The organism is Frankia sp. AiPs1 (assembly GCF_023716945.1).
Lineage (GTDB): Bacteria > Actinomycetota > Actinomycetes > Frankiales > Frankiaceae > Frankia.
On sequence record NZ_JAMQQF010000436.1, the window covers coordinates 1 to 5,188 of the forward strand.

Sequence of the window (5,188 nt, forward strand, 5' to 3'; positions counted from 1 at the left end):
GTCCTCGAGCACGTGGTGGACGGCGTGGACCAGCGCGGCGGCCCGAGGTGTCACGCTGACCCGGTCCTCGGCGCGCAGCGAGTCGAACCACAGGACGGTGGCGATGCTCGAGGCTGCGGCCACTCCCGCCCGCTCGCTGCGGGCGACGGCCGGGGAATGCCGCCCGGAGCGCACGGCGTCCTCGACGGCCGCGGTGGCGGTGGCACGCAGCCGACGCTCCACCGCGGCCAACGCGGCGAGATCGAGCACCCCACCGGGTGGGCCCGGTGTGACCGGTTCCGGGACGCTGTCGGCGAGCGGGTCGGGTCTACCGGGCCCGGCCGATCCGGGGGGCCCGGCCGGAACCACGGCGCCCGACACCGTCAGGGATCCCGCGGGCTCCCCGGCGTCGGCGGGCCAGGGGCGGCGAGCGGCGGCCGGCGACGTCACCATCGAGTCCTCGTTTCGATCTTGCTGGATGTTCGAGCCGGATCGCAGGGGCGGACGGGCCGGGGCAATCGCGCCGTCGGCCTGGCCCGGTTGGGGAGCGGCGTCCGGCGCGGCGATGTCCAGGGTGTCGGCGATCACCGGAGGATCGGCGTTGTCCGAGGTCTCGGCGACGTACGGAGCATCGGCGACCCTCGGAGTGTCGTGAACGTCTGCGCCTTCGGGGACGCTCGGGATGTCGGGGACGCTCGGGATGTCGGGGACGCTCGGGATGTCGGGGACGCTCGGGATGTCGGGGACGCTCGGGGTGTCGGGGACGCCCGGGGTGTCCGGGGTGTCGAGCTCTGCGCTGCTCCGGATGGCGGAGGTGCCGGGGATGTCTGGCCCCATGATCAGCTCCCCCCGACCCGCCTGTGCTCGCGGGGCGACCGCCGGTCTGACTTCCGACCTGCGCATGACCGGCCTTCGTCCCATGACACCGACCTCCCAATGTCCGGACGTGCGGTGCGGGCCGGAGGTTGTGCCGCCGGCCGGATCGGCGACACCCGACGACTACGCGCGGCACCCCCGTCCGGCGTCCCGTTTCATGGTGGTCGCACCATTTCAGCATCCGTGGGCGGTTGCGGTGCCGCGGGCCGGACTCCGCCAACCCCGCGGCGCCGCTGCGCGCCCCACCGGCAACGCCCCGGCTCCGCCGTGCGGCCGGGCGAGACCCGTCAGCCCGTCGTGGCGCTGGCCGTCCCATCCAGGTCATCGGCGGCGAGCAGACGGTCGAGGCGGGCACGAAGGGCCGGTTCGTCCGCCGCGGGCGTGGTGAGCTCCACGGTCTTGACCCGGCTGGTGGCCCCGCGGAGGAGCCGCACCTGGGTGGGGCGCAGGCTGAGCGCCCCGGCCAGGGCGCGCAGGGCGGCCTCGGTCGCCCGGCCGTCGACGGCCCGCTCGGTCACTCGGACGATCAACGTGGAACCCGCCCGCGGATCGGTCCAGCGCCCGCCCACGTTGGCTCGTCCGGCGCCCGGTTGGACCCGGATCGTCACCCGCATGCCCGCTATCGTCTCGCACCGCCGCACCGCCGCACCGCCGCACCGCCGGCACCGCCGCCCAACCGCCGGCCGCCCCGCGCGAGCTCGTGTCACGGTGTGACGACAAGGGTGATCCGGACGCCGCACGTCTGCGGCGCCGGCGCGGGCGCAGTGCCACCAAGGGGTGACTGTAGGAGCGATGTTTCCCCGCGGTCCTCCGGGATGTGTGTGTCGTCGGCCGGGACGGTCCGGGGACGGCGTGTCGGCCGGCTACTATCCGGCCATGGTCGAAAACGAGGGTCGCGTTGCCCTGGTGACAGGTGGTAACCGCGGCATCGGTGCTGCCTGCGCGGTCGCGCTCGCCGCCGCGGGGAACCGGGTCGCGGTCGCCAGCCGCGGCGGTTCCGCCCCCGAGGGCATGTTCGGCGTCCGGATGGACGTCGCCAACACCGAGAGCGTCGACAAGGCGTTCGCGGAGGTCGAGGCCGAGCTCGGCCCGGTCGAGATCGTCGTGTCGAACGCGGGCATCGTGCGCGACACCCTGCTGGCCACCATGAGCGAGGACGCCTTCCAGGAGGTCGTCGACACGAACCTGCTCGGCGCCTACCGGGTGGCCAAGCGGGCAGCGCGGCCGATGATGCGGATGCGCCGCGGGCGGCTCATCTTCGTCTCCTCCGTCGTCGCGTCCACCGGCGGTCCCGGGCAGTCCAACTACGCCGCCTCCAAGGCCGGCCTGATCGGCTTCGCCCGGTCCCTCGCCCGGGAGCTGGCGCCCCGCAACATCACCGCCAACGTCGTCGCCCCCGGCCCGATTCGCACGGACATGACCGACGCGCTGACCGAGGCCCAGCGGGCCGCGCTGACCGCCCAGGTGCCGGGCGGGCGGATGGGTGAGCCGGCGGACGTCGCCGCCCTCGTCGCCTTCCTGGCCTCGCCCCAGGCCGGGTACATCAGCGGTGCGTTGATCCCGGTCGACGGCGGCCTGGGCATGGGGCACTGACTCCCGTTCCGTCCGCTTCCCGTTCGTCCGCGTCGCGGCCGGCGAGTCGCTGGTGGAGCAGCTCCGTCAGCTCGGCGAGTCGATCGGCGGTGCCCCACGGGGCGGCGTGACCTGACCCATCTGTCGGTGTCGGGGCGCTGCGCGGCGGGGGTCCGGCCGCCGCCAGACAGGGCGGTTTCTGTCGGTGGGCGATGGGACGATGCCCGGGTCCGATGATCGACGACACCCCGGGCCCGGTGATCATGATGATGGCAGTTCCGACGCTCGACAGGACCAGTCCGTCCCGGCAGTCACGTACTCGCGTGGCCGCACCCCGAGGCCCGGCCCACGCGAGCCCGGCTCCGTCGGCGTACGCCGACGGAGCCTGCGGGTGGGTGAGGGGCGTCGTCGACGGATATCGTGGGCGGCGGAGTCTTGCCGCGCGCCGTCGAGCCGTGGCCGTGCGTGGCGGCCGGCGTCGGACGGCGCCGGTCCTGGCCTAACTGCCCCCGTCCCGGGTGGTGGTGCCGAGGCCGCCACAGCCACAAAGGGGTGGGTCCGATGAGCGTGATCCGGGTGGAACCGCGCGGTGGCCGCGACTTCGACGTGGAGGTCGCCGAGGAAACCTCGCCGGGCGTGCCCGGGCTCTCCTTCTCGTTCCGGGTCACCGCCGACGACGCGGTGCTCGCCGCGAGTGGGACGAAGGTCGGTGACGAGCCGGGGATGATCGCCCTGGTCCGCGCGTCGTTCGAGTACCTGCTGGCCCGAGAGCCGGCGGGGCAGATCCTGCCGGAGTTCGAGCTGTCGACCATCGGCCGCTACTTCCCGACCTATCCGGCCGACCTCGCCAACCGCGTGCCGCGATGACCGCGACACCCGAGACACCGGCGACACCGGCGATGCCGGCTGCCGTCAGCGACGTCGACGCGCTGTTGCTGGTCTCCTTCGGCGGCCCCGAGGGTCCCGACGACGTGCTGCCGTTTCTGCGCAATGTGACGGCCGGGCGGGATGTCCCGCGGTCGCGGCTCGAGGTCGTCGCCGAGCAGTACCGGATGTTCGGCGGACGCAGCCCGCTCAACGACCAGAACCGGGCGCTGGCCGAGGCCCTGCGGGCGGAGCTGCCCGGCCTGCCCGTCTACTGGGGCAACCGCAACTGGGCGCCCTATCTGACCGACACGGTCGCCGAGATGGCCGCCGCCGGGATCCGCCGGGCGGCCTGCTTCATCACCTCGGCGTTCTCGTCGTACTCGGGTTGCCGTCAGTACCGGGAGAACCTGGCCGCGGCGCTCGCTGCGCTCCCGCCGGCCACCGCGGCCCCGGAACTGGTCACGTTGCGCCTGTTCTTCGACCATCCCGGCTTCGTGGAGCCGATGGTCGACCGGTGCGTCGCCGCGTTGGCCGAGCTGCCCGAGAAGGCGCGGGCCGACGCGCATCTGCTGTTCACGGCGCATTCCCTGCCGCTGTCGCAGGCGCGGGCCAGCGGCCCGCGCGGTGACGCCTACCCGCGCCAGCTGCGCGCTGTGGCGGGAGTGATCGCCGCCGGGGTCGAGCGTGTCACCGGGGTCCGTCATCCCGTCGAGCTGGCATTCTGCAGCCGCAGCGGACCGCCGACGGTGCCCTGGCTGGAGCCGGATGTGGGCGATCGGCTGGCCGAGCTCGCCGGCGCCGGGGCGGTGAGCGCCGTGGTCGTGCCACTCGGCTTCGTCAGCGATCACATGGAGGTCGTCTACGATCTCGACGTGCTCGCCGCGCGGCGGGCGGCGCAGGTCGGGCTGCCGGTGGCGCGCGCCGGCACGGTGGGCACCGACCCGCGGTTCGTCGCGATGGTGCGGGAGCTCGTCGAGGAGATTCGGAATCCGGACCTGCCTCGCCGGGCGCTGACCGAGTTCGGACCGTGGCCGCAGAGCTGCGCCCCGGGCTGCTGCATGCCGTCGCCGCGGTCACAAGCCGCCATTCAGGGCGCCGCGGAGGGTGGACGGCATGCGGATGCGGCGATACTGATGGGGAACGACGCAACCAGCACCGGACGACGAGGCGAACGACGGTAACGGAGCGATCGGAGCTATGCAGCGCTACGTGTTCGAAACCCCGGAGCGGTTCGTGGTGGGAACGGTGGGCCAACCCGGTGAAAGGGTCTTTTTCCTGCAGGCCGCCGGCCGGGGGCAGGTCGTGACCGTGGGCCTGGAGAAAACCGAGGTCACAGCGCTCGCCGAGGGGCTGCACACGCTGCTTGGCCAGGTCGGTCAGACCCAGGGGATACCGCTTCCGGCCGCATCGGAGGTCGAGATCGACCTCGCTCCGCTGGACGCGCCTTTCCAGGAGGACTTCCACCTGGGGCAGCTCACCGTCTCCTGGGACGGCCACCGGGTGTTCGTCGAGGCGGCCGGAATCTCGCCCGGGGAGATCCGGCTGCCCGAGAGCGAGGACGAGCTCGACTCGCTGCGGGTCGGCCTGTCGATCCGGCAGGCCCGGGCCTTCATCGAGCGGGCCCGCACGATCGTCGCCGCCGGTCGCCCGGCGTGTGTCCTGTGCGGTCGCCCCGACGACCCCGCGGGCCACTTCTGCCCCCGGCTGAACTGAACCAGCCCCACCGATCCACCCGCCGTTGTGCACCCCAATGCCCGTCCGGCCGGGCCCGAGCCGGTTCAGTGCGGCGGCGGCACCGTCGCGCAGGACGGGTCGAACGCGTCGTAGGCGGCCTCGTAGGCGCGCCGCACCGCCGCGGACAGGCTGCGCAGGGCCGCCGACCGCCGCGCGATCT

General features: G+C 73.7%; 5 protein-coding genes and 1 pseudogene. 4 read left to right on the top strand and 2 right to left on the bottom strand.

The window, feature by feature from the left end; all coding sequences use genetic code 11:
* Together ND748_RS24690 and ND748_RS24695 are read right to left on the bottom strand one after the other, a co-directional pair.
* Positions 1-816 (bottom strand): annotated as a pseudogene (locus ND748_RS24690) (hypothetical protein); the annotation flags it as partial.
* 326 nt (positions 817-1,142) lie between these two features.
* Complete coding sequence (locus ND748_RS24695; RefSeq protein WP_251748372.1) at positions 1,143-1,469, bottom strand: DUF167 domain-containing protein; 327 nt, start codon at positions 1,467-1,469, stop codon at positions 1,143-1,145.
* A 262-nt stretch (positions 1,470-1,731) separates the two neighbouring features.
* Between ND748_RS24695 and fabG the strand changes: the two genes are divergently transcribed.
* The 4 genes from fabG (at position 1,732) to ND748_RS24715 (ending at position 5,007) form a co-directional block, all read left to right on the top strand.
* Positions 1,732-2,448: a 3-oxoacyl-ACP reductase FabG gene (gene fabG / locus ND748_RS24700; protein WP_251748377.1), complete on the top strand. Its 717-nt coding sequence runs from the start codon at positions 1,732-1,734 to the stop codon at positions 2,446-2,448.
* Between the two features lie 540 nt (positions 2,449-2,988).
* The gene (locus ND748_RS24705; protein ID WP_251748373.1) at positions 2,989-3,294 is read left to right on the top strand and encodes a hypothetical protein; all 306 of its coding nucleotides are present in this window, start codon (positions 2,989-2,991) and stop codon (positions 3,292-3,294) included.
* Positions 3,291-4,475 (top strand): ferrochelatase, encoded by a 1,185-nt coding sequence (locus ND748_RS24710; RefSeq protein ID WP_251748375.1) that lies wholly within the window; start codon positions 3,291-3,293, stop codon positions 4,473-4,475. Before ND748_RS24705 ends, ND748_RS24710 begins: the two co-directional genes overlap by 4 nt.
* Positions 4,476-4,491: 16 nt before the next feature.
* Complete coding sequence (locus ND748_RS24715) at positions 4,492-5,007, top strand: DUF3090 domain-containing protein (RefSeq protein WP_251748376.1); 516 nt, start codon at positions 4,492-4,494, stop codon at positions 5,005-5,007.
* The last annotated feature ends 181 nt before the right edge of the window (positions 5,008-5,188 follow it).

What these genes read in the sequence shown, in the direction of transcription:
- ND748_RS24695 (WP_251748372.1), bottom strand. Translation starts at nt 1,469, where the DNA reads ATGCGGGTGACGATCCGGGTCCAACCGGGCGCCGGACGAGCCAACGTG.
- fabG (WP_251748377.1), top strand. Translation starts at nt 1,732, where the DNA reads ATGGTCGAAAACGAGGGTCGCGTTGCCCTGGTGACAGGTGGTAACCGC.
- ND748_RS24705 (WP_251748373.1), top strand. Translation starts at nt 2,989, where the DNA reads ATGAGCGTGATCCGGGTGGAACCGCGCGGTGGCCGCGACTTCGACGTG.
- ND748_RS24710 (WP_251748375.1), top strand. Translation starts at nt 3,291, where the DNA reads ATGACCGCGACACCCGAGACACCGGCGACACCGGCGATGCCGGCTGCC.
- ND748_RS24715 (WP_251748376.1), top strand. Translation starts at nt 4,492, where the DNA reads ATGCAGCGCTACGTGTTCGAAACCCCGGAGCGGTTCGTGGTGGGAACG.